At 31.6% G+C, this 21,953-nt stretch carries 18 protein-coding genes; 15 read left to right on the top strand and 3 right to left on the bottom strand.

What is annotated here, in order from left to right; translation table 11 throughout:
• Positions 1 to 30: 30 nt before the first annotated feature.
• On the bottom strand, positions 31 to 762 hold the full coding sequence (locus OZP06_RS17130; RefSeq protein WP_281239596.1) for a YoaK family protein: 732 nt from the start codon (positions 760 to 762) through the stop codon (positions 31 to 33).
• Positions 763 to 858: 96 nt separating this feature from the next.
• Between OZP06_RS17130 and OZP06_RS17125 the strand changes: the two genes are divergently transcribed.
• Positions 859 to 1,863, top strand: coding sequence for a zinc dependent phospholipase C family protein (locus OZP06_RS17125; protein ID WP_269222937.1), 1,005 nt, complete (start codon positions 859 to 861; stop codon positions 1,861 to 1,863).
• Between the two features lie 194 nt (positions 1,864 to 2,057).
• Here OZP06_RS17125 and OZP06_RS17120 read toward each other — a convergent pair whose 3' ends face one another.
• A complete protein-coding gene (locus tag OZP06_RS17120; protein ID WP_281324016.1) occupies positions 2,058 to 4,157 on the bottom strand; it encodes an alkaline phosphatase family protein in 2,100 nt (699 codons plus the stop codon).
• 393 nt (positions 4,158 to 4,550) lie between these two features.
• On the opposite strand from OZP06_RS17120, the gene OZP06_RS17115 reads away from it, so the two are divergent.
• The 11 genes from OZP06_RS17115 (at position 4,551) to OZP06_RS17065 (ending at position 15,779) form a co-directional block, all read left to right on the top strand.
• On the top strand, positions 4,551 to 4,985 hold the full coding sequence (locus OZP06_RS17115; protein ID WP_269222936.1) for a thioredoxin family protein: 435 nt from the start codon (positions 4,551 to 4,553) through the stop codon (positions 4,983 to 4,985).
• The gene (locus tag OZP06_RS17110; RefSeq protein WP_269222935.1) at positions 4,985 to 5,971 is read left to right on the top strand and encodes an FAD:protein FMN transferase; all 987 of its coding nucleotides are present in this window, start codon (positions 4,985 to 4,987) and stop codon (positions 5,969 to 5,971) included. The genes OZP06_RS17115 and OZP06_RS17110 overlap by 1 nt, the downstream gene beginning before the upstream one ends.
• A 7-nt stretch (positions 5,972 to 5,978) precedes the next feature.
• The gene (locus OZP06_RS17105) at positions 5,979 to 6,185 is read left to right on the top strand and encodes a DUF4266 domain-containing protein (RefSeq protein ID WP_269222934.1); all 207 of its coding nucleotides are present in this window, start codon (positions 5,979 to 5,981) and stop codon (positions 6,183 to 6,185) included.
• 191 nt (positions 6,186 to 6,376) lie between these two features.
• On the top strand, positions 6,377 to 7,729 hold the full coding sequence (locus tag OZP06_RS17100; protein ID WP_281239601.1) for a DUF3570 domain-containing protein: 1,353 nt from the start codon (positions 6,377 to 6,379) through the stop codon (positions 7,727 to 7,729).
• Between the two features lie 117 nt (positions 7,730 to 7,846).
• Positions 7,847 to 8,515, top strand: coding sequence for a response regulator transcription factor (locus OZP06_RS17095; protein WP_269222932.1), 669 nt, complete (start codon positions 7,847 to 7,849; stop codon positions 8,513 to 8,515).
• Between the two features lie 4 nt (positions 8,516 to 8,519).
• A complete protein-coding gene (locus tag OZP06_RS17090) occupies positions 8,520 to 9,896 on the top strand; it encodes a HAMP domain-containing sensor histidine kinase (RefSeq protein WP_281324015.1) in 1,377 nt (458 codons plus the stop codon).
• A 141-nt stretch (positions 9,897 to 10,037) separates the two neighbouring features.
• The gene (locus tag OZP06_RS17085) at positions 10,038 to 11,156 is read left to right on the top strand and encodes a VIT1/CCC1 transporter family protein (protein ID WP_281324014.1); all 1,119 of its coding nucleotides are present in this window, start codon (positions 10,038 to 10,040) and stop codon (positions 11,154 to 11,156) included.
• Between the two features lie 80 nt (positions 11,157 to 11,236).
• On the top strand, positions 11,237 to 11,749 hold the full coding sequence (locus tag OZP06_RS17080) for a hypothetical protein (protein WP_269222927.1): 513 nt from the start codon (positions 11,237 to 11,239) through the stop codon (positions 11,747 to 11,749).
• 88 nt (positions 11,750 to 11,837) lie between these two features.
• Positions 11,838 to 12,407: a hypothetical protein gene (locus OZP06_RS17075; protein ID WP_281324013.1), complete on the top strand. Its 570-nt coding sequence runs from the start codon at positions 11,838 to 11,840 to the stop codon at positions 12,405 to 12,407.
• Positions 12,407 to 13,303, top strand: coding sequence for a cytochrome c3 family protein (locus OZP06_RS17070; RefSeq protein WP_269222924.1), 897 nt, complete (start codon positions 12,407 to 12,409; stop codon positions 13,301 to 13,303). The genes OZP06_RS17075 and OZP06_RS17070 overlap by 1 nt, the downstream gene beginning before the upstream one ends.
• Before the next feature lie 355 nt (positions 13,304 to 13,658).
• On the top strand, positions 13,659 to 15,779 hold the full coding sequence (locus OZP06_RS17065) for a chitobiase/beta-hexosaminidase C-terminal domain-containing protein (RefSeq protein ID WP_269222923.1): 2,121 nt from the start codon (positions 13,659 to 13,661) through the stop codon (positions 15,777 to 15,779).
• Between the two features lie 203 nt (positions 15,780 to 15,982).
• On the opposite strand, the gene OZP06_RS17060 is transcribed toward OZP06_RS17065, so the two are convergent.
• On the bottom strand, positions 15,983 to 17,527 hold the full coding sequence (locus OZP06_RS17060) for a hypothetical protein (RefSeq protein WP_269222922.1): 1,545 nt from the start codon (positions 17,525 to 17,527) through the stop codon (positions 15,983 to 15,985).
• A gap of 153 nt (positions 17,528 to 17,680) precedes the next feature.
• On the opposite strand from OZP06_RS17060, the gene OZP06_RS17055 reads away from it, so the two are divergent.
• The 3 genes from OZP06_RS17055 (at position 17,681) to ilvD (ending at position 21,943) form a co-directional block, all read left to right on the top strand.
• Positions 17,681 to 18,844: a 2-isopropylmalate synthase gene (locus tag OZP06_RS17055; protein ID WP_269222921.1), complete on the top strand. Its 1,164-nt coding sequence runs from the start codon at positions 17,681 to 17,683 to the stop codon at positions 18,842 to 18,844.
• A 35-nt stretch (positions 18,845 to 18,879) separates the two neighbouring features.
• Positions 18,880 to 19,995: a 3-isopropylmalate dehydrogenase gene (gene leuB / locus OZP06_RS17050; RefSeq protein WP_281239608.1), complete on the top strand. Its 1,116-nt coding sequence runs from the start codon at positions 18,880 to 18,882 to the stop codon at positions 19,993 to 19,995.
• 274 nt (positions 19,996 to 20,269) lie between these two features.
• The gene (gene ilvD, locus OZP06_RS17045; protein ID WP_269222920.1) at positions 20,270 to 21,943 is read left to right on the top strand and encodes a dihydroxy-acid dehydratase; all 1,674 of its coding nucleotides are present in this window, start codon (positions 20,270 to 20,272) and stop codon (positions 21,941 to 21,943) included.
• Positions 21,944 to 21,953 lie beyond the last annotated feature (10 nt).

Raw genomic sequence — 21,953 nt, 5'->3', positions numbered from 1 at the left:
GCACGCCCAAAATAAACGGATTAATTGTTTTTAAAATGCTTTTTTCTTGCGCTTTATGGCAATCAAATGCAACCGGATGTAGTCGTAGTAAAGTGCTATCAATAGAAAAGTTGCGGCAACAAACAATGTTTCTAGGGCTAAATATCCGTAAACAAATCCTCCGATGAAACAACCCAAGAAAAAGAATGAAATAATGGATAGTCTTAAATAAATACTGGTTTTTAAGGCTTTGATTTCTTCGGGTTTTTTGTAAAAAAATAGCTGCGATAATTCGATACCTAAATCGGTGAAAAGGCCTGTTAAGTGCGTTGTTCTTACGGTTGATTGTGAAATTTTGGTCACTAATGCATTTTGTATTCCCATGGCAAAAAGAAGACCAAAGGCAATCCATTTTCCATCTATGGTATTGTATGTAGGAAGCATGCTTAATGTTCCCAGCGAAATTAAAATTAAAAATTCGATTGCTATGGCTGGCAAATGGGAAAGGTCTTGTTTTTTTTCGGAAACTAATTCGGCCAAAAAATTGGATGTAAAAGCACCTGCCAAAAAGAATAGTGTATAGATTAAAAATACAATGGCGGATTGGTAATTTTTTTTGGTTACTTCTTCGGCAAAATACGCAAAATGTCCTGTGACATTTGTTGTTAATGTGTGAACGGCCAAAACGCCTGTTACATTGACGATACCTGCAACAAACGATAGTACTATAGCGAGTCGTAAATTGTGTTTTGAAGTTCTGTTTTTGCCTTGATGTCTGAACATTTTAATTTATTTTCTTTGGATTAACATAAATTTAAACTCAAATTGATTAAATTATCTTTAAAAAAAATACTTTTGTACTTCAAATAAATAAATATAATGAAAAATTTTAGATTTAAACCTACATTCATTACTTTTTCGGTAATAAGTATTGCTTTTGTTACATTGTCTTGGGGGATTTTTGGTCACGAGCATATTAATAATTCGGCTGTAATGGCTTTGCCAAAACCTTTGCAAACATTCTTTTACAATCATGTTGATTTTATAACTCAAGAATCCACGGTTCCTGATTTGCGTAAATATACTTTACGTGATAAATCCGAAAATCCGCGTCATTTTATGGATTTGGAGAATTTTGGGGCAGTAGATTCAATTCCGCTTTCATTTGACGTTGCCAAGAAAAAGTATGATGAAAAGTTTTTGTCAAGTAATGGTATTTTGCCTTGGTATATCCAAGAAACTATGACAAAGTTGACTAAAGCATTCAAAGATAAAAGAAAAACTGAAATATTATTCTTGGCCGCTGATTTAGCTCATTATATTGGTGATGCGAACATGCCTTTTCATACTTCTGCCAATCATGATGGACAATTAACCAATCAAAAGGGGATTCATTCATTATGGGAATCCCGTCTTCCGGAAATGTTTGGTAAAAACTATAATTTTTATACCGGTGAAGCTAAGTATATTGAAAATATTGAAAAAGCGACTTGGGATATGTTAAAAGACAGTCATAGTCTTGTTGAGCCAACTTTGCTTATTGATAGAAAACTTCGTGAACGTTTTACACCAGAAACGATGTATGATAAAGATGAGAAAGGTAATATTGCAAAAAACAAGTTTAATGATATGGTTCATTCCAAAGAATATGTGACTCAATTTCACACTGATTTGAATGGAATGGTGGAAAGCCAAATGCGAAAAGCCATTGTTGCAACTGCCAATTTTTGGTATACAGCATGGGTAAATGCTGGGAAACCAAATTTGGATGATATGGATTCAAAAGAGTTGACCAATCGAAATAAGAAGAATTTGAAAAATGATTTAAAACTTTGGAGAACGGGAAAACTTTTTGGTTTAGAAAGTGAAAATGATTTTAATTAAGTTGAGCATAATTTAGACACAGATTTCACAAATTATCACAGATTAATTAATGTAAACGGACCTCCTTAGTTATCTATCGATTTGTTGTAGAAATTGTTTCAATAATAATATTGATTTTTTTATAAAAAAGCCTGTAAATTTAATGTTTACAGGCTTTTTTGTATTCCTAAAATTGGAATTTTTATTTTGGAATTCTACTTCAATTTTTGGTATTTCTTTTTCTTCAATATATCCGAAGCGGTTTGATAATAGGATATGGTTTCGTTAACAAGGTCAGTTCTTTCTTTTATTAAAGGAACTTGATCATAGTAGATTTGGAATTCAGGGGACAATTTTTGATCTGGTTTTAAGGTCAATTGGAACTGTTTTACCGTTTGTTTTGGAGAAAGAACGGTTAAAACATTGTCTTTTATTAATCCTAAATCCTGATAAGTAGCTACTAATGCTCTTGGTTTATAATCGGGTTTTAAAACATCTTGTCCAAAAAACTTACTTTGATAATTAAAATGTAATAAGCCAAAAAGCGTCGGCATAATGTCTATTTGTGACATTAGATTCGTATAATTTTGAGGTTGAATAAAACCTGGGCTATAAATCATAGCTGGAATTTTATATTTATCAACAGGAAGTTCAGTTTTACCCGCACTTGAAGCACAATGGTCTGCAAGAATAACAAATACAGTATTTTTGTACCAAGGTTGTTTGCTTGCCATTTCAAAGAATTTTTTCAAGGCATAATCGGTATATTTTACACCGCCATCTCGAGATTTGGCATCGCCAGGAATATTAATTTTATTATTTGGATAGGTAAAAGGGCGATGATTACTCACAGTCATCCAGTGATTAAAAAAAGGTTTTCCTGTTTTGGCTTCGGTATTCATTACTTTTATGGCTTTGTTAGCCATATCTTCGTCACAAACTCCCCAAATATTGGCAAAGGTAATTTCGTCAGGAGTAAATGATTTTTTATCGACAATGTCATAACCATTTCCAACAAAGAAGTCTTCCATATTGTCGAAAAAGGCATCTCCACCATAGAGAAATTTTACATTGTATCCTTTTTGTTTAAAAACAGCCCCTGTCGAAAATTTGTCTTTATTGTCTTTTCGTTTTACCACACTTTCTCCGGCTGTAGGAGGAAAACACAACGTTACAGCTTCAAGACCTCGAACTGTTCTATTTCCTACGGCATATAAATTGGTAAACAATAAGCTCTTTTGAGCAAGATTGTCAAGAAATGGAGTGATGTTTTGTTCGTTGCCATACATTTTCATGAAATCAGCACTATAACTTTCAATAGTGATTAAAACCACATTTTTTTTGGTTTCAACGGAATCACTTTTAATTGGTCTTAAAGTTGATACTCCAGAAATGGAATTTATCTGTTTTCCTAATAAAGCAAAAGCTTCATTCTCGGGCAGCGTTTTATAAAATTTAAAATAATCCAATTCACTATTGACAAAAGCCAAGTAGAATCGATAAATTCCATTGGATTGTAGTTCATTGGCAAAAACATTTTGGGAATTTTCTTTTTTTGCTAAATAAGGAATTGCCAATAATGAAATGCCAAATAAGGATAAATAGATTCCGGATAGTTTTAATTTATCAGAAAAATTAGGAATAAAATCAATATAATTTCGAGTTCTTTTAACAATAAAATAAGTTACAGTTCCAGCTAGTAGAAACAGAGCCGAAAACAAAGGAATTACAGGATATGATTCCATAATATTTCCAATTACTTCATTGGTGTAAACCAAGTAATTTACGGCTATGAAATTGTATTTAACACCAAATTCATTCCAAAAGAAATATTCGCTAATTCCGTTTTGAAGAATAAAAACAACATAAAGAAACATTACAAAAGTGAACAACCAAAATCTGATTTGGCTACGGTATTTAGGTAAAAAAAGTAAAAGACCAAAAAGTAAAGTCTTGATGCCAACAAAAATCAAACCAATTTTTGGTAAAGCACCACCATATTCGTTTAGAATTGTTTTCCCTGAAGCAATATAAAGGAACAACGCTACTAATAATCCAAAAATGATGTAACCATAGGGTTTGTAATATTTTGAATTGGATATAAAAATTAAGTACAACCACAAGAAACCAGTTGCTAATACAAATACAAAAAGATCTGAAACAAATCCTATTGTGAAGATTTTCAAGCTATCAATAAAAGTAAAAGATGTTTGAGTTATCGGGTGAAAGACTAAAACGATTCTTAAAACTAAACTTACAAGGATGTAAAAAAGAGCAAGATTATAAAAAGGGGAAAACTTTTTTAAAAGATTCATAAAGTATTGTTTTTTGGCAAAAATACAAAAATTGAGTCTAGAATATTGTTTATGCCAGAATGTTTTGATTCTTAAATTTGACTTAAGACCTTTTATAGGATACATTTAAACGTTTTTTTTGAGTTAAATTTGTTCAATATTTATTGTATATTTAATGAAAAATGTATAAAATAATTATTTCAAGAGTTGTTTGTTACAGTAAAAGTGTCTGAAGCTGTACCGAGAGTTTTTTCTTAGTATTGTAAGGTTTAGTTATCATTTGCTATTGTAATTAATCTTGATTCAAAAAAATGAATATTTACATGATTCTAATTGAAATTGAATATATGTTAGGTTAGTTCTTAACTATGAAATGCATAAAAAATTAAGTCCCAAAACATTAAATTTAGTTATATGAAATACTTAATCTACTTCTTTTTATTACTTATGACATCTTTTGGATATTCTCAAAATTGGAACACCAATTTTGAAGATGCAAAGGCAAAAGCTGAAAATGAAAATAAAAACATATTATTGGTTTTTTCAGGTTCAGATTGGTGTGGACCATGTATAAAATTGGATAAAGTGGTTTGGCAATCACCAGAATTCCAAGCTGAAGCCGATAAAAGTTGGGTGATTTACAAAGCCGATTTTCCAAAGAAAAAAGCCAATCAACTTTCACCAGAATTGACAGAAAGTAATAATAAGTTGGCTGAAAAATACAATAAAAATGGCAGCTTTCCACTAGTTTTACTTTTGGATAAAAAAGGAAAAGTTATTGGTATTACTGGTTTCAAAAACGTATCAGCACCAGACTATATTAAACTCATTCATTCTTTCGAAAAATAATGAAAAAAATAGTATCTATCTGTTTTTTATTTGTTGCATGCTCATCTTTTGCACAGATAATTCATAAGCGCAAGCTATCGATGTTGGGCAGCCCTTTTGAAATGACAGTGGTAGCCAAAGATACTGTCGAAGCCAATATTTATATTAATATGGCGGTTGGAGAAGTAAGAAGAATTGAAAATGAAATCTCCGATTGGATTCCAACAACTCCGATATCACAAGTCAATCAAAATGCTGGAATTAAACCTATAAAGGTACCTCTTGAAGTGTTTGAATTGGTTGAAAGAGCAATTAAAATTTCGGAAATAACATCTGGTGCATTTGATATTTCGTATGCTTCGATGGATAGGATTTGGAAGTTTGATGGTTCCATGAAAGAAATGCCAACACCAGAAGCAATAAAAAAATCAGTTGAGAAAATTGGTTATAAGAATATTATTTTAGACAAAAAAGAACATTCCATTTTCTTGAAACAGCAAGGAATGAAATTGGGTCTTGGCGGAATAGGTCAAGGCTATATTGCGGATAAAATTCATGTATTATTGTTATCAAAAGGGTGTAATTCGGGATTGGTTAACGTTTCTGGGGATATTTTTGCTTGGGGTAAACAACCTGATGGAAATCCCTGGACTGTTGGTATCGTAAATCCAATGAATAAAAACAAAATTTTCGCCACTTTCCCTTTAGAAAATAGCGCCGTAGAAACATCAGGTAGCTATGAGAAGTTTGTGATTTTTGATGGAAAAAGATATTCACACATTATTGATCCTAGAACGGGATATCCAGCAATGGGAGTGGTAAGTGTTTCTGTTTTTGCCAAACAAACTGAGATTGCAGATGCTTTGGCAACAGGGATTTTTGTTTTAGGGGTTGAAGTTGGATTGGATTTAGTCAATCAACTTAAAGGAATTGAGTGCATTATTGTTGATGATAAAGGAAAAACATTCACATCAAAAGGGATAGATATAAAGAAATACAGCAAATAATAACAAGATGAAAAAAGTAATATTAATAGCAGTCGTAATTGTTTTACAGTCTTGTAATTCTGTGAAAGAATATCAAAAAGTAAATATTAATGACCCTGAAATGAAATTAGGAGCCAAAACGACTGAAAGGTACGAAACTACTTTTCAAGTATATAGAGAAGCAGCGGCTGGAGCCAATGGTGGAAAATCAGGTGGTGGTTGTGGTTGTAATTAATTTTTTTTAAAGTGGCTACGATGCTGAGATCCTAAGACTTTAATATTTTGGTATTTAGCTTTAAAAACAACAAAATAATTATTCTAAAAATAACGAATTAATATCCTCAAGTATAGAAAGTCATAGGTATTACATAGAGTCTCAGAATCTTAGTAGCTCATGAAGTTTTTTCACCAAATAAATTTCCCAAAATGAAAATTATAAAAACATTATTTCTTTTTTTCTTCTTAGTAAGTATGATTTCTTATGGTCAAGAAAAAGATTCTACAGTTGTATTTAAAAAGAGAGTTTTAGAAAGTACCGAAGTTGATTTTATGGCCAGTTATTATGACCAGGACGGAACACATTCTGCCGTTTCAGGTGGAATTGGTTCTGAAAAACTGAATGATTTTGCGACTAATATAACGGTTGCAATGCCATTAAATGATGATGATGTTTTAACGGTAGATCTTGGATTATCTGCCTATTCATCAGCTTCATCAAGTAATATAAACCCATACGATTCTGCTTCAGGAAATCCAACACCATGGCAAGCGTCATCTGGTGCATCTGAAAGTGACCAATTGGTTTCAGCGACTCTTAATTATGCGCACAATAGCGACAACAGGAACTTCATTTGGAACGCAGATGTTTCTTTTTCCAATGAATATGATTATACTTCAGTGGGTTTTGGTGGTGGTGTTACCAAGCTGTTTAATGAAAAAAACACAGAAGTTAGCATGAAAGCCAATGTTTATCTTGACCAGTGGAGACCAATTTATCCAAAAGAACTAGAGTATCCACTTTATGGATTTACTATTTATGACCAAAACGGCGCGGTTTCAAATGGTTATTTGCCATCTAAATTTGCACCAATAACTGCTGTAAATAGAAACTCTTATTCTGCTTCGTTTGCTTTTTCTCAAGTTTTGACTAAAAATTTCCAATTCTCTATATTTTTTGATGTATTGCAACAACAAGGTTTACTGTCTACTCCTTACCATAGAACGTATTTTGCAGATAAAGCCCATTATTATGTTGGTCAGCCTCAATATATAAATGACTATACAAGTTCAAAGAATACAGGAGTTTATGAACTAGCGGATGATATTGAACGACTTCCTGACAATCGTTTTAAATTGCCTATTGGTGCCCGTTTTAATTATTATATTAATGAACATTTTATTGTACGAACCTACTACCGTTATTATACAGATAATTGGGATTTAAAAGCACATACTTTTAATATCGAAGTTCCTGTAAAGCTGACGGATAAATTCACGGCCTATCCAATGTATCGTTATTATACACAAACACAAGCCAAGTATTTTGCTCCTTATCAAACCCATTTGTCAACAGAGCAATATTATACTTCCGACTATGATTTGTCTACTTTTTCGGCTAATCAATACGGTTTTGGAGTATCTTACACTGATCTTTTTACAAAAGCCCATATATTTTCTTTTGGAATGAAAAATATTGATTTTAGATTCAATCATTATGTAAGGAGTGATGGTTTGAGTGCAAATATTGGTACAATTGGTTTTAAATTTGTATTTCAATAAAACAAGAATGGGGCATGTCCGAATGTTGATCTCAAATGACAATGAAAATTTGTGATTCAAGCCTTAGCAGAATTTGTAGTAATTACATATTCTATTGAAAAAAAATATTATCTTAATATGAAGATTCTAATTGTTGAAGACGAAATAGGGATTGCTAATTTTCTAAAGCAGGGTTTAGAAGAAGAAGGCTATGAAGTTTTGGTAGCACATGATGGTAAATCTGGACTCGAAACAGCAAAAAGCCAAAAAATAGATATTATTTTACTAGATTGGATTTTGCCACAAATGCTTGGAATCGATGTTTGTAAAGAAATTAGAAAAGAAGATTCGAAAACCCCCATTTTATTTTTAACAGCCAAAGATACTATTCAGGAAACTATTGAAGGTTTAAAGGCTGGAGCCAATGATTATATCAAAAAACCGTTTAGCTTTGACGAATTGGTGGAGCGAATTAAAATTCATTTTAGAAATGATAATCATAATAATGTACTTTCGCTAGGTAATATTAAAATAATTCCGTCCAAACATCAAGTAATAGCTAATGATAAAGAAGTTTCGCTAACACAAAGAGAATATGAGTTACTTCATTATTTGATAAAAAACAAAGGTAAAGTTTGTACAAGAAATGAAATTATAACCGATGTTTGGGATATTCATTTTGAATATGATACAGGAGTAATAGACGTTTTTATGAACGCTATTCGAAAAAAACTCAATTTGAACAAAGATGAAGATCTAATAAAAACTATTCGCGGTGTTGGGTATATTGCAAACGATATAAATTAAATTAATGTTTTCATTTTCATACAAAAACAGAATTGCTTTTAATTATATTCTAAGTACTGGACTATTGATATCGGTAGTTTTTTTTACTATTTATGCAATTACTTTATATAGTATCAATAAACATATTAATGATGATATTTTAGAAGAATCTGGCGAGTATTTGAAACAGATTGAAATTGATAGCAATAATGCTTATCTGATTCAGGTTGACGAATGGAGAGAAAGTGACAACAATAGGGTGAATGTTAATCCTGTTTTTGTGCAATTTTTAGATAATAACAATAAATTAATAGATAAGTCTCCTAATCTAAAAAAAATGCAACTTCAATTGCATAAAGATGATAAGGACAATCTATTTGTAGATTCCTATTTGAACAAACAACCAATACGTCAAATTCAAATCCCTCTTTTTGATAAAGATAAAAAAGTAGGTTACCTTTTTGTTGCAATGTCCTTGGATGAAGCAATATTAATATTGTCCAATCTTAGAAATACACTTTTTATTGCTTTTCCTTTAATCTTACTGCTGTTGTTTTTTATAGCAAGATTAATAGCAGGAAGAAGTATAAAACCAGTAACGCTAATAACAGAAACTTCTCGAAGAATAACAACTGATAATCTTAAAGGTAGAATTATATTGCCTCAAAATAAAGATGAATTATATGTACTTTCGAAAACAATTAATAATTTATTAGATCGTATAGAAAATGCTGTCGAAAGAGAAAAACAATTTACTTCAGATGCTTCTCATGAGTTGAGGACTCCATTGACTGTTTTAAAAGGTACACTCGAAGTTTTAGTGCGAAAAACAAGGAGTCAATCCGAATATGAAGATAAAATTAACTTCAGTATTTCAGAAGTAAACCGGTTGAATAATCTAGTAGATCAATTGCTTTTGTTGGCTCGATTCGAAAATCATAAACAAACCTTGAGAATAGAAAAAATATATTTGAATGCCATAATTCTAGATGTACTTACACTATATTCTAGTAAAATTAATGATAAAAAAATTGAGGTTTTCCATGATTTTACAAAAGATTATTTTATTAAATCCGATAATTATTTAGTTAGTACCATTATAAGTAATGTGATTTCTAATGCCATAAAATATTCCAATCAAAATGGCAAAATTTCTATTAATCTTACTAAAAATGGTTCCAAAACCATTTGTTCTATATCTGATAATGGAATAGGAATAGCTTCAGAGGATCTAGGCAAAATTCTAAATCCATTTTATAGATCAAATCCTACATTTCATCCGGAAATTAAAGGATCTGGCTTGGGACTTTCTATTGTAGAACGTATTACAAAATTGCTTGACATTGAGTTTAAAATTGAAAGCGATTTAAATAGAGGCACTCACGTCTATTTTATATTTTAATTTTTTTTACTACAAAATTATTTAATACATATAAGAGAATTAAGCGAATTTTAATCGTTTCTTTTTTAAAAGCAATTATTGTTTAAGTACCTTTACTTCAACAGGGAAACAAGCAGATTGTCCTGTTTTAATTGAAAAAATATGGATTTAAAGAAACTCAAAGAGCAATTACAAGTTGAAGTCGATACAGCTTTCTTGTATGAAAGTATTGCTGCCATTCAGGAAGATGAAAATTTAACCAAAGTATTACAAAGTTTGGCTTCCATCGAAAAAGGGCATGCTAAACATATGTTGGATAAAGTTTTGACACTAGAGTCAACATACAAAATGCCATTGCCGTCTTCCAAAGCAAAATTTCAATTAAAATTGGGTAAACTGTTTGGATATAGTTCAATTATAAGCAGCTTATCAAATATTGAAAAGCAATTTGCAATCAATACTTTAAAAAATAAAATAGAGAAAGGGGAAAAACCAACTGGTTTTGAACACAATCACCTTAATATTATTGAAGCGGTAAACAATAATTCGGCTTTGAATGTTTCAGGAGGTTTGTTGTCCAAATTTGAAAGTAGGCATAAATCCGTTGGCGGAAATGCCTTGAGAGCAGCGGTTTTGGGTTCCAATGATGGATTGGTTTCCAATATGAGTTTGGTGATGGGTGTAGCTGGTGCAGCAGTTTCAAATGATACGATTTTGTTAACCGGAATTGCAGGGTTACTCGCTGGTGCCATTTCAATGGCTTTGGGAGAATGGTTGTCTGTGCAAAGTTCAAGAGAATTGAACCAACGTCAGATAGAACTGGAAACCGAAGAACTCGAAGCTTCTCCCGAAGAAGAAAAAAAAGAACTAGTATTACTGTATCAAGCCAAAGGAATGAACGTTTTGGAAGCACAAAAACTAGCCGATAAAGCATTCGAAAATCCTCAAACAGCTATAGACGCAATTATAACTGAGGAATTAGGTATTGATAAAGAAGAATTGGGCGGTTCTGCTTGGGAAGCGGCGATTGCATCTTTTATATTATTTGCTATTGGCGCTATTATTCCTCTTTATCCATTTATGATTTTGGATGGGAAAAACGCCATTTTTTTGAGTATTGGTAGTAGTGTTATCGGTCTTTTTGGAATAGGAGCAGCCATTACATTATTAACGGGTAAAAGCATTATGTTTTCAGGCTTTAGACAGGTGGCATTTGGACTGGCTGCTGCAGCAATCACCTATGGAATTGGAACCTTAATTGGAGTCTCTCTAGCTGGGTAGATTAGGTGTGAATAATGTAACACGAAATGCAAATAACAATTGTACTTTTAATTAAAAATAAACTTTAAAATTTTAATATTATGAACGACGCACATTTACACATGGTAGTGAACCATTTTCCTATAATTGGAACCATTTTCGGATTTGGTATTTTAATTATTGGTTTACTTTTAAAAAATAAAACCTTACTAAATACTTCTTATGTATTGTTTATAGTTGCTGCTATTTTTGGAGCATTTAGCATGGGAACAGGTGAAGGAGCAGAGGAATTGGTTGAAGATATGCCAAATATTGGTAAGCAAATTATTCACGAACACGAAGAATTAGCCGAAAAACTAGCCATTTTGTTATATGTTTTGGCAGGGTTATCCCTCGTTGGTTTGTATTTGAACTTTAAAAATAATGCAAAAGCAAAACTTCTTTCCTTTTTAATACTAGGTATTGCAACTGCTGGATTGTTTTTGGCGCAAAAAGTTGGGACTTCAGGGGGAGAAATTCGTCATACCGAAATAAGAGCAAATGCTTCTACATTGAATAGCGTAGGGACTGAAAAAAGTACAGCTACCGAAGAAGGTAAAGAAGATAACGATTAATTTAAAATATAAAATATTGTAAAAGACTCAAAATTAGATATTAGTAGTAAATATTTCGATTTTGGGTTTTTTGTTTATAAAATAAATTATGAAAAATAGTGTCATTTTAAAAGATATAGTGCCTTTTATAACTTGGTTTTCAGCAATGATTTTTAGTGCAATACTAATTGATATTATTCTTCACTATTTTGATATTGTTTTTATAGGTAGACATTTGGGGTATTTAGGTACTTTTACAATTTTGGTTTCTTTCTTGTATTCATTAAAAAAAAGAAAAATGATACAATTTAGTTCACCAAAAGCTTTGTTGGATTTGCATGAATATCTGGCTATTTCAGGATCAGTAATGATTTTGGTTCATGCAGGTATTCATATTCATTCTATTTTGCCATGGTTGGCAATATTAATGTTGTTGATTAATGTCTCTAGTGGATTAGTTGGTAAATATCTTTTGGCTCAAGCCAATAAAACAATGAAGGTTAGGAAATCCTCATTTGAAAATTCAGGAATGTCAGAAGATGAAATTTCTAAAGCCATTTTTTGGGATGCAACAGCAGTAGAAAGCATCAAAAAATGGAGAAAAATACATTTGCCGATTACTTATTTCTTGGGGTTGTTATCCTTGATACACATCGTTTCTGTAATTCTTTTTAACTGATGAAAAATAAAATTATTTTTATAATTATCACATTGATTGTTATCATATTTACAATTAAGTTTCCTCATGAATTGTTGTCGCCTGGCAATTTATATCAAGCTCACTCAGATTTAGAAAATAATTGTTTTGCTTGTCATAAAGTGTTTTCGGGTACACCAAATGAAAAGTGTATTTCTTGCCATAAACCTTCGGAAATTGGTTTGAAAAAAGATAAAAGTGGTAAGTTCATTAAGGATAATGATAAAATTTTGTTCCATAAAAATATTGAAAATCAATCTTGTATATCTTGTCATTCAGATCATAAAGGTTTAAAAATGAGAAGATCTTCTATTAAATTTGAACATTCGTTGTTGCCTGAAATTTATAGTAATAAATGTGTAAGTTGTCATTCTCAACCCAAAAATGAACTTCATAATCGTGTTTCCAATTCTTGTGTAGGTTGTCATTCAACTATTGGTTGGAAATCAAAAATTGGGTTTAATCATGAATTGATTGAAAAAACATCAAAAGACAAATGTATTTCCTGTCATAAGATTCCAAATGATGATTTTCATAGTAAGATTACTGATAATTGTACTTCTTGCCATGGATTTAATAAATGGAAACCATCGACTTTTAACCATAACTTGTCATTTCAACTTGATGAAAATCACAATACAGATTGTAAAGTATGCCATACAACCAATAATTTAAAGGAATACAATTGTTTTGGATGTCATGAGCATTCTGTTACTTCTATTCGTGAGGAACATTTAGAAGAAGGAATAACTAATTTTACTAATTGTGTAAAATGCCATAAAAACGGTAGTGAAGAAGGGGGAGAATATGATGAAGGTAAAGTTAGGAGTTATATTAACAAGGAATTAAAGAATAAAAATGAAGAAAATGACGATTAATTTTTTAATATAAAAAAGTTAGAATGACTTGTTGTTTCAGTTTAAAGCGATCAAATGGATCGCTTTTTTTATGATTCAATTTTGAATTCTATAATTTTTTTCTTGTAATTTTTTATGGTTTTTCTTTCTGGATAAATGTTAAAACAGGAAAAGTTATTCATACTATTACGTTGTCGTAACCAAGTGAATTGTTTGTGGATGATTTTATTGTTTTAAAATGTATAATTTAGAGGACTAAATTTAAGAATGATTAATTAAAGTTTGTTTAAATTGATTTTTGATTAAATTTTAACTTATTTTAATTGTATTTACTAATTTCTTAAATTATTACATCGATAATTAACAACCCCAAATTATGAATAAAAGATTACTTATTAGAAAGGCACTTTTGATGTGCTTGATTATGTTTTCAGGTCTTGGAGCAAATGCTCAAACTTTCAAAGATGATATTATGATGCAAGCATTCAGTTGGGATGTTCATAATCAAGCATCAGTAACCGCTGAAGGTGGACTGTATAATTTTCTAAATGCTAGAGCAAGTAGTTATGCTGCAGCAGGTATTACAGTTTTATGGATGCCGCCTCCAAGTAAATCTTCAGGAGGAGTGGGGTATATTCCAACAGAATTGTTTAATTTTTCACAAACGGTATATGGTACAGAAAGTCAATTAACAACTTTATTAACCAATTTAAATTCAAGTAGCCCTAAAATTCATGCAATGGCAGATGTTGTTGTGAATCATAGAGGGGGAACAACAAATTGGACAGACTTTACAAATCCAACATGGGATTGTAAATCAATAACAAGCACCGATGAAGCCAATTCAGGTGTGATTACTGGAGTTCGACCTTGCGGAACTGCTGATACAGGAGATGATTTTAATGGAGCAAGAGATTTAGATCACCGTGATATTCAAGTTCAAAATGGAGTAAAAGAATATTTAACTAGACTAAAAACTTTAGGTTTTGATAGTTGGAGATGGGATATGGTAAAAGGATTTTCAGCAAGTTATGTTGGAACTTACACTACTGATTCTGCACCACATGGTTCTGTAGGTGAGTATTGGGATGGAAATGTAACTAATGTGAAAAATTGGGTTGATGGAACCAGTAAAAAATCAACAGCTTTTGATTTTCCTTTGTATTATAACTTGAGTAGTGCACTATTGGGTAATTATTCTAAACTTGCTGGAACTCCTGGTTTATCTAGTCAAACGGGATACGGAGACCTAGCAGTAACATTTATTGATAATCATGATACTTTCGTCAAAACAGAATGGATTGCTGATGCCAATGTAATGAAAGGATATGCTTATATTATGACGCATCCAGGTATTCCATGTGTGTTTTTTTCGCATTATTATGGAGGAACTTATAGCAAAGACGGTGTAACAAGAACGTACGTTTCTCATGAAAACGATATAAATGCTTTAATGGCGGTTAGAAAAGCAAATGCAATAAATGCTTTAAGTACTGTAAGTATTCAAACAGCAACAACATCAGAATATTTAGCAATAATTGATGGTAAAGTAGCAGTTAGACTAGGAAATACAACAACATTACCAACTGGTACAGGTTGGATTGAGAATGCTTCTGGAACTGGATATAAAGTTTGGTCAAAAGTTGCGATAAATGTAGCTCCAACAGTAGCCATTTCTCCGGTAGGAGGTTCGTTTGTAGCAGGAAAAACTCAATCAGTTACAATTGCGGCTACTGATGATAAAGCAGGTTCTGTTATTTATTATACAACAGATGGAACAACTCCAACTGTAAATTCTTCAGTTTATTCTACGCCAATTAGTGTGTCAACAAACACTACTATTAAAGCTATCGCAAAAGATGTTGACGGATTGTTCTCTGGGGTAGCTTCACAAACGTATACTTTTGTTGCTACTTCTACTTTCTCAGTTTATTTTAAACCACCAACTTCTACACCAAATTGGCCATCGCCAAAAGTTCACTTTTGGGGAGCTACTCCAGCAGGAAGTATTATCGATGCAAATTGGAGTGCTCCAGTTGCAATGACAGTAGATGGAGCAAATCCTGGATGGTTTAAATATACTTTTTCTGGTGTTTCTACAATTAATTTGTTGTTTAGAGACGGAAATTCTACTGGTACATTGGGGGTAACAAAAACAGCAGATGTTGTTAATGTTTCTAAAGAAGTTTGGTATGAATGGGATCCTACAAATACAACGACTTATTTAAAACAAGTAAGTTTGTCAGCAAATGATTTTATAGCTAGTTCTAATAAAATCACTTTATATCCAAATCCAGTAATAGATTCATTTAAAATAAATGGTGTAGTTTCAAATCTTTTCATTTATGATTTGAATGGCAGAATTGTAAAACAACTTACAAAGACAATAGAATCAAATACTGCTATTGATATTACTGAACTAGTAAAAGGGATCTATTTTGTTACTGCAAAAGATGAAAATGGTTCAAATTTTACATTGAAAATAATTAAAAATTAAAAATAGTTTGTTAGTTAGTTATCAAAGGCTACTTGACTTGTTCAGGTAGCCTTTTTTATTTGTTTTAATCCCAGATTCTGAAGTATTCTTCGTTATTAAGGAATACTATTTAATAAAAACAGTCTAGGTCTTGGTATTGAGTAAGTATACAGATATAGTGGGTTTTTAAAGAGAAATCTGGATTAAAATAAAAAGTTAGTTTATTATCTATTATTCAGTAAAGCTTTCTCTCTGATTATTTCACTTATTTTTCTGTTTTCAATTTTACTCTCCAACCAAGCAATAATATCAAGATATAGGAATGCTCTCTTTTCGTATGTGTTTTTTTCTAATTCGATAAAACGTTCTCTTGCTTTTATAAATTCTTTTTTGATATCACTTGGATATAAAGTACTCAAATTCTTTAAGAAACGAATGATTTCTTTTTGTACTTCATGTAAATCATTCATCTTAATTAAAAATTTATAGGTATTTTTAAGCTGATTTTCAAGGTTGTAATCGTTTCCAACCTCGTAATGTGCAATTAAGCATAATAGTCTAGCAAAACACATTAAATCCTCACGCATGGTTAGATTTTTATTGTTGATTATTTTTTCTAAATAAACAATGCATTCTTGGTATTTTTCATTTCCAAAATAGATACAGGCAATTTTATAATAGAACATCATTTCGTGGTGTTCATCCAAGTGCTCACTGTGAATTTTCATTTTGTTTAAAATAACAGGAACCAAATATTCGCTTTCGGCAAATGTACCTTCGAGTATGTGATAATTTAACTTATTGTTATATAAATATAGAAAAGACAAGGAAGCTATGTTATCATTTACAGGAAAACGAGGATCATTGATGGTTTCTTCAAGTAATTCTAAATATTTTTTAAAATTTGATTTGTATTTCAGCATAAATAAAGACTCTAATAAATAATGATTTCCTTTTAGAAAGAAAACTGGATTTAGAAAAATCATATTTTTATTGTCATAAAATAAAGTTACCCATTTATAGGCATATTTATAGCAGGAAAGAAAGTCTTGTACCAAAAAACTTCTCCATAAATTAGCATTATAAAACCAATATTTTTCTCTAAATTCAAATTTAGATTGATCTAAATGGGCAATATGTTTATTGAAATAATCATCAATGTATTTGTATTCTTCATCGCTTTTTACAAATCCGGTTTTTAGCATTATACCATACAATTGCAGCGATAAATTAGATAATTTACTAGAAATAGTATTGCGATAATTCAATTCTTTGGCTTGAATTACCAATTCATCAGCTCTTCCTTGGATACTTCTGGTGATGTATTGTGACTCGATCAGTTTTTCAAATTCAACAATTTCAAAAGCCATGTATTTTTCATCATTTTCAATGGCTTGTTGTTTGGTTTTATCCAATATTTTTAAACTTTGCTTGTATAATCCTTTGTTATAAAGAATTGCGGCAAAGTCGATTTGTTCTCTTAGTTGGTATCGAATGTTTTGACTTGGAATGTTCAATCGAATACTAACTAGAATTTGTTTGTATAAGTATGATTTTAGATTTGATAATTGCACTTTCTTAATCAACCCATTCTTTAATATCAATTTTTCATCATACACTTCTGATTTGTCTAAAATATTAAACAATTCGATAAACTTAGTATTTGAACTGGTTTCCAGTCGACTTGCAAATATCTTAAATTGTCTTTTTTCAGATTTGGAAAGGGATTTTATTAGAACAAATAAAAAATCTTTTTGATGGTTAGCCATTGTATTATAAAAGTATTTAATATTCTGATATACAGATTGTTAAGTTGGTATTTTTTGCTTTATAAGTAGTATATTTACTCAAAAGAGGTTTAGTTTTAAGTAAATGAAAACTATTTTTGTTTTAAGATGTGAAATTACATTAAATATATTAAAATGAATAGAGAGAAAGTCCAAATTTTTGACACCACATTAAGAGACGGAGAACAGGTCCCAGGATGTAAGTTAGACACCAATCAAAAACTAGTTATTGCCAATCGACTAGATGAGATGGGTGTAGATATTATTGAAGCTGGTTTCCCTGTTTCTAGTCCAGGTGATTTTTTATCTGTTTCAGAGATATGTAAAATTGTTAAAAATGCTACTGTTTGTGGTCTTACAAGAGCTGTAGAAAATGATATAGATGTTGCTGCAGCCGCTTTGAAACACGCTGTTAAACCTAGAATTCATACTGGAATTGGAACTTCTGATTCCCATATTATACACAAATTGCAGACTACGCGTGAAGATGTCATTGCAAGAGCCAAACATGCTGTTGCTCATGCAAAGAAATATGTAGAGGATGTTGAGTTTTATGCCGAAGACGCTGGAAGAACCGAAAATGCTTTTTTGGCCAAAGTTTGTGAAGAAGTTATTAAATCGGGGGCAACTGTTCTTAATATTCCTGACACCACGGGTTACTGCTTACCAGAAGAATATGGTGCTAAAATAAAATACCTTAAAGAGAACGTAAAAGGAATTGAAAATGTTATTATTTCATGTCATTGTCACAATGACTTAGGTATGGCTACTGCTAATTCTATTGCTGGAGCTATAAATGGCGCAAGACAAATTGAATGTACAATAAATGGAATTGGAGAAAGAGCCGGAAATACAGCACTTGAAGAAGTGGTTATGGTTTTTAAGCAACACCCTTATTTGAATTTATATACGGACATCAATACTAAACAATTGAACGAAATGAGTCGATTGGTATCTGAAAGTATGGGAATGTTCGTTCAGCCCAATAAAGCAATTGTAGGTGCTAATGCATTTGCGCATAGTTCTGGAATTCATCAAGATGGAGTAATTAAAAATAGAGCTACTTACGAAATCATGGATCCTTTGGATGTTGGGGTAAATGAATCATCTATAATACTTACCGCTAGAAGTGGAAGAGCGGCTTTGGCGTATAGAGCCAAAAAAGTAGGTTATGAACTTACTAAAGTACAATTGGATATTGTTTATGTTGAATTTTTAAAATTCGCAGATATCAAAAAAGAAGTTTTAGATACTGATATTCATCAAATTATTGAAGCCAGTAAAATTAATATGAACTAAATTGCATTAGTTTTAATTCTTTAAAATATATAATTATGAACTTAAAAATAGCTGTACTTGCAGGGGATGGAATTGGACCGGAGGTTATCTTACAAGCAAAAAAAGCGTTGTATGCTATTAGTGTTGCTTATGATCATGAATTTATTTTTGAAGATGCTCTAATCGGTGCAACTGCAATTGAAAAAACAAGAAATCCATTACCCGAGCAAACTTTAAATCTTTGTTTGAATACTGATGCCGTATTGTTTGGTGCTATTGGAAATCCAAAATACGATAATAATCCAGAAGCTAAAATCCGTCCAGAACAAGGATTGTTAAAACTTAGAAAAGAATTAGGTCTTTATGCTAATATTCGCCCTATAAAACCTTTCAAAAATCTTTTGGATGCGTCTCCTATCAAAAAAGAGGTTATCGAAAATGTAGATTTTGTAATTTATAGAGAACTTACAGGCGGTTCTTATTATGGCGAAAAAATAATAAATGAAGAAGGGACTTTTGCTTCAGATGTATGTGAGTATTCTGAAAATGAAATAAATAGAATTACACATCAGGCATTTAAGGCAGCGCAAACGCGAAGAAAAAAAGTGACATTGGTGGATAAAGCCAATGTATTGGAGACTTCTAGATTGTGGAGAAAAATTGTTAAAAAAATTGCTCTTCAATACCCAGATGTAACATTAGAATGTCAATATATTGATAATGTTGCAATGCAAATAATCACGGACCCTAAACAGTATGATGTTATTTTGACTGAAAATTTATTTGGTGATATTTTGTCAGATGAAGCTTGTGCAATTATGGGATCTATCGGTTTAATGGCTTCGGCTTCTATTGGAGAAAATAATGCGCTTTTTGAACCTATCCATGGATCATATCCACAGGCGAAAGGTAAGAATATAGCCAATCCAATCGCTTCAATTTTATCGGCAGCTCTATTGTTAGAACATTTCGGTTTGGATAAAGAAGCAAAGAAAGTATATGAAGCTGTTGAGAAAGCAATAGAATATAAAGTAGTTACGATAGATTTGAACCCTGGTTCACGTTTTGGAACAAATGATGTAGGGGATTTTATTTCGAACGTCATATTAAGTAAAGATGATTTGTATTTTAAAAACGATAATGTTCAAATTGGACAATCAACTATTGTTTAGATAATAAAAATCATAAAATATTGCATTATATCACTAAAAACATTTGGATTGTTGATAAAATGTTTTTTTATTGGATTTGTTTTTTATACTTTTGCAGAGTTAAAAACAAGAAAAATGAAACATATTATCAATATCCTTTTTGTCGTAAGTGTCATTGTGATTATCACATATGAAAAGGGATTGGTATAGATATAAGTGAAAACATATTTAAAACCTCCCATAATTTGGGAGGTTTTTTTTTAGAAAAATAATAAAATACACAAAATAAAATACAATGGAATTAAATAAATACAGCAAGACAATTACACAAGATATCACACAACCAGCTGCTCAAGCAATGTTGTACGGGATTGGTTTGACAGAGGAGGATCTTAATAAAGCGCAAATTGGAATAGTGAGTATGGGGTATGAAGGGAATACTTGTAATATGCACTTAAATGAACTTGCCAAAGATGTCAAAAAAGGGGTCTGGGATGCTGATCTTGTTGGTTTGATATTTAATACGATTGGTGTTAGTGATGGTATTTCAAATGGTACCGAAGGAATGCGTTTTTCCCTTGTTTCTAGAGATGTGATTGCTGATTCTATTGAAACAGTAATGGGAGCACAATGGTACGATGGGTTAATTGCTGTTCCGGGTTGTGATAAGAATATGCCAGGAGCATTGATTGCTATGGGTAGAGTAAATCGTCCAGCATTAATGGTGTATGGAGGAACCATTAATTCTGGTAGATGGAAAGGAGAACACTTGAATATTGTATCTGCTTTTGAAGCACTAGGTAAAAAATTTCAAAAAACTATTTCTGACGAAGATTTTAAAGGAGTTATCAAAAACTCTTGTCCAGGTCCTGGTGCGTGTGGTGGAATGTATACAGCTAATACTATGGCATCGGCTATTGAAGCTTTAGGAATGAGTTTGCCATACAGTTCTTCAAATCCTGCTTTAAGTGAAGATAAAAAACAAGAATGTGTTGATGCTGGAAAAGCAATCAGAATATTATTGGAAAAAGATATTAAACCAAGAGACATAATGACTCGTGAAGCTTTTGAAAATGCAATTACAATCGTTGCAGTTTTGGGAGGTTCAACAAATGCAGTAATGCATTTAATTGCTATGGCTCACTCGGTAGATATCGAAATAACTTTAGCAGATTTTCAAGCTATTAGTGACAAAACACCAGTATTGGCTGACTTAAAACCAAGTGGTAAATACATGATGGAAGATTTGCATGCTGTTGGAGGTGTTCCAGCTGTTATGAAATATTTATTAAAAGAAGGATTTATTCATGGAGATTGTTTGACTGTAACTGGGAAAACTGTAGCGGAGAATTTAGAAACGGTTCCTGATTTAAAAGAAGGACAAGAAGTAATCCATGAAATTCAAAAAGCACTAAAATCGACTGGAAATATTCAGATTTTATACGGAAACTTAGCCTCAGAAGGGTGTGTGGCTAAAATAAGTGGAAAAGAAGGAGAGTATTTTGAAGGTACTGCAGTAGTTTTTGAAAGTGAATTTACGGTTATTCCTGGAATTCAAAGTGGTTTAGTTAAGCCTGGGGATGTTGTGGTTATTCGTTATTGTGGTCCAAAGGGCGGTCCAGGAATGCCAGAAATGTTAAAACCAACTTCTGCCATTATGGGGGCAGGTTTAGGAAGTAGTGTAGCCTTAATTACAGATGGTCGTTTCTCTGGAGGTTCACATGGATTTGTGGTTGGTCATGTTACACCAGAAGCCTACGACGGTGGTGGAATAGCATTGGTTGAAGATGGAGACTTAATTACTATTGATGCTGTTAAGAATACCATCAATTTGAAAATTAGTGATGAAGAATTTGCTAAAAGAAAAGCCAATTGGGTTCAACCTGTATTAAAGGCATCTAAAGGGGTTCTTTTAAAATATGCAAGATCCGTTTCAAGCGCTTCAACAGGATGTGTTACAGATAAATAAGGTACAAAAG

The organism is Flavobacterium sp. IMCC34518 (genome assembly GCF_027111095.2).
GTDB lineage: Bacteria > Bacteroidota > Bacteroidia > Flavobacteriales > Flavobacteriaceae > Flavobacterium > Flavobacterium praedii.
The sequence above is the reverse complement of the archived record's forward strand: the minus strand, read 5'-3'. Positions and strand labels throughout refer to the sequence as shown.

Coding starts and splice junctions, on each gene's coding strand:
- OZP06_RS17130 (WP_281239596.1), bottom strand. CDS start 762: ATGTTCAGACATCAAGGCAAAAACAGAACTTCAAAACACAATTTACGA.
- OZP06_RS17125 (WP_269222937.1), top strand. CDS start 859: ATGAAAAATTTTAGATTTAAACCTACATTCATTACTTTTTCGGTAATA.
- OZP06_RS17120 (WP_281324016.1), bottom strand. CDS start 4,157: ATGAATCTTTTAAAAAAGTTTTCCCCTTTTTATAATCTTGCTCTTTTT.
- OZP06_RS17115 (WP_269222936.1), top strand. CDS start 4,551: ATGAAATACTTAATCTACTTCTTTTTATTACTTATGACATCTTTTGGA.
- OZP06_RS17110 (WP_269222935.1), top strand. CDS start 4,985: ATGAAAAAAATAGTATCTATCTGTTTTTTATTTGTTGCATGCTCATCT.
- OZP06_RS17105 (WP_269222934.1), top strand. CDS start 5,979: ATGAAAAAAGTAATATTAATAGCAGTCGTAATTGTTTTACAGTCTTGT.
- OZP06_RS17100 (WP_281239601.1), top strand. CDS start 6,377: ATGAAAATTATAAAAACATTATTTCTTTTTTTCTTCTTAGTAAGTATG.
- OZP06_RS17095 (WP_269222932.1), top strand. CDS start 7,847: ATGAAGATTCTAATTGTTGAAGACGAAATAGGGATTGCTAATTTTCTA.
- OZP06_RS17090 (WP_281324015.1), top strand. CDS start 8,520: ATGTTTTCATTTTCATACAAAAACAGAATTGCTTTTAATTATATTCTA.
- OZP06_RS17085 (WP_281324014.1), top strand. CDS start 10,038: ATGGATTTAAAGAAACTCAAAGAGCAATTACAAGTTGAAGTCGATACA.
- OZP06_RS17080 (WP_269222927.1), top strand. CDS start 11,237: ATGAACGACGCACATTTACACATGGTAGTGAACCATTTTCCTATAATT.
- OZP06_RS17075 (WP_281324013.1), top strand. CDS start 11,838: ATGAAAAATAGTGTCATTTTAAAAGATATAGTGCCTTTTATAACTTGG.
- OZP06_RS17070 (WP_269222924.1), top strand. CDS start 12,407: ATGAAAAATAAAATTATTTTTATAATTATCACATTGATTGTTATCATA.
- OZP06_RS17065 (WP_269222923.1), top strand. CDS start 13,659: ATGAATAAAAGATTACTTATTAGAAAGGCACTTTTGATGTGCTTGATT.
- OZP06_RS17060 (WP_269222922.1), bottom strand. CDS start 17,527: ATGGCTAACCATCAAAAAGATTTTTTATTTGTTCTAATAAAATCCCTT.
- OZP06_RS17055 (WP_269222921.1), top strand. CDS start 17,681: ATGAATAGAGAGAAAGTCCAAATTTTTGACACCACATTAAGAGACGGA.
- leuB (WP_281239608.1), top strand. CDS start 18,880: ATGAACTTAAAAATAGCTGTACTTGCAGGGGATGGAATTGGACCGGAG.
- ilvD (WP_269222920.1), top strand. CDS start 20,270: ATGGAATTAAATAAATACAGCAAGACAATTACACAAGATATCACACAA.